The sequence below is a fragment of the Streptomyces graminilatus genome, from assembly GCF_001418565.1.
Lineage (GTDB): Bacteria > Actinomycetota > Actinomycetes > Streptomycetales > Streptomycetaceae > Streptomyces > Streptomyces graminilatus.
Genome location: NZ_LIQQ01000193.1, coordinates 1 through 2030 on the forward strand (window position 1 = coordinate 1; position 2030 = coordinate 2030).

Consider the following 2030-nt stretch of genomic DNA (forward strand, 5'->3'; position numbering starts at 1 on the left):
CCGGCGGCGCCGCCGGCCCCGGACGGCTTGGAGAGGAACGTCCAGATCTCTCCCGCCTCCCCGGATCTCGTCCTGACCACCACGTCCGCGCCCGCGCCCGACGAGGCCGGTGCGACGGCCAGTTCCCCGCGCCAGCGGGGCAGCAACTCTCCCTGGAAGGTGATGTCGTAGCGGACCTCGTCGGTGTTCGACCCGACGCAGTCGGCGAGTACGACGCTTCCGTCGCTCTCGCGGGAGTCGAGGCACAGGCTGGGGTCGGCGAGACTGCGCAGGAGGCCGTCGTACTCGTACGACCACTGCTGGGTGCCGGCGGACGAGCACTCGGCCAGCCGGGTCCCGGCACCGGCCACCACCCGGTCGCCCCGGACGTCCAGGCACAGGCCCGTGACGGCGTGGCGCAGCCTGCCGCGCTGTGTCAGGCCGGGATAGGCGGCCGGGGTGGCCGGCGGCGAACCGTCGGCCTGCGGCTGAGCGGCGGGCCCTTGGCCGGCGGGGCTCGGGGAAGCCGTGCCCGGGGCGGCCGAGTAGCCGCTCGCCGTGCCCCAGTCGACCGTCGGCATGGTACTTCCGCCCGACCAGTTCCGGGCGCCGAGCACGCTCGCGAGCAGTGCGACCGACATGACTCCGACGCCGACAGCCACGGCCCGTCCGCGTCTTCGCGGGAGGGCGAACCGCTCGTCGCGGGAAGGGAGTTGGGCCATGGAGCGATGGCGGCCACCGACACGTCCGCCGCCCCGGCCGGCCGGAACGCGGGGTGAGTTGCCCCGGCCGCCGCGTCCCGGGCGGGAGTCGAGATAGCGGTGGGCTCCCCAGCCGAGCACCGCCTCGGCGAGGAGGGTGCCGAGTTCGCCTTCGAAATGGCCGAGTTGGTCGGCGGCGAACCGGCAGTGGGCGCACATCAGCAGATGCTGCTCGACATCGGGCAGCAAGGCTCCGCCGCGTCGGATCGGGACGTCCAACAGACGGTTGTAGAACCGGCATTCATTGGTCGGCGCGAGTTCGCGATGGGCCCGCACAGTGGTGGAACGGAATTGCTCGCGGGCCTGCTCCAGCGCATCCGAAGCACTCGTGGAGTCCACGCCCAGCAGATCGGCCGTCGCGGAAATCGCCTCGGCCTCGACCTCGGTGTGCCAGAGCAGGTACTGGGCGGCTCTCGGCAGGGCGCGGAATGACCGCTCGGCCAGTTGCCGCTTTTCACATGTCCGCGCTCTTGCCGCGCGCATGCCACGCGCACCGGTGGGTTTGCGGAGTTCTGGAAGAACCGCCGAAATACCGTCTTCGGCGGACCACTCCCGGACCGTTTCCCTTACTGCCACGAGGAGTTGGGGCCGCAGCGCCTGATTCGACTCACCGCGCTCCAGCCGCCCGAACAGGCGATGAAAGGCCGATGTGGCCGCCATGGTGGCGAGGTCGCCCTCGGTCGCGAGACAGATGGCCGCGTAGTCGTACGTCGACTGCCAGTGCCGCGTCAGCAGCATGGCGACGGCGTACGCGCTCTCACCCTCGACTCGCCCGAGCAGCCGCGCGGCGAGGTTCATGTCTGATTCGGCCGGGCCCACCCCGGGACGAGGGGGGTATGGCGGGCGCGGCGGGTGGGGGGATCGCACAGAACCAATTCCTTCCAAGCCGCAGGACGGCACGAGCGAATTGCACATCCACGGGAAAGACTTGCTTGACTGGTGCGTACCTACGACTCGTCAGTTGTGAGACTTCGGGTCGACCGGCACGGATTCCCGAGCAGGAATAGGGGTCTGACCTCCGCCCCCGCACGAGTTGGCCCACAATCGCACACACGTCTCACCCCAAACAAGCAGTCCGAGTGACCAAAGTTCAAGATGAACGGAATTCAAGGGTGTTACCGGCGGTACCCGCACCAGCATTCGAAATTAGCTCCCGGCCGTCCACCAAGTTGTGTGCATGAGCGCGCGAATGGCACACACAATCTTCAACTTCCGGCCTCATGGGGACGGTACCCGCCGGCACCCTCGAATCACGGCCAGAAAGACCGAGACCCGGCAGGTCCATGGACC

1 protein-coding gene is annotated in these 2030 nt (G+C 69.1%); it reads right to left on the reverse strand.

Going from position 1 to position 2030, the window contains the following annotated elements; genetic code table 11:
- The coding region (locus tag AOK08_RS17615) for an RICIN domain-containing protein (RefSeq protein WP_055526673.1) at window positions 1-1538 on the reverse strand (1538 nt) is incomplete at its 3' end.
- Between the last annotated feature and the right edge of the window lie 492 nt (window positions 1539-2030).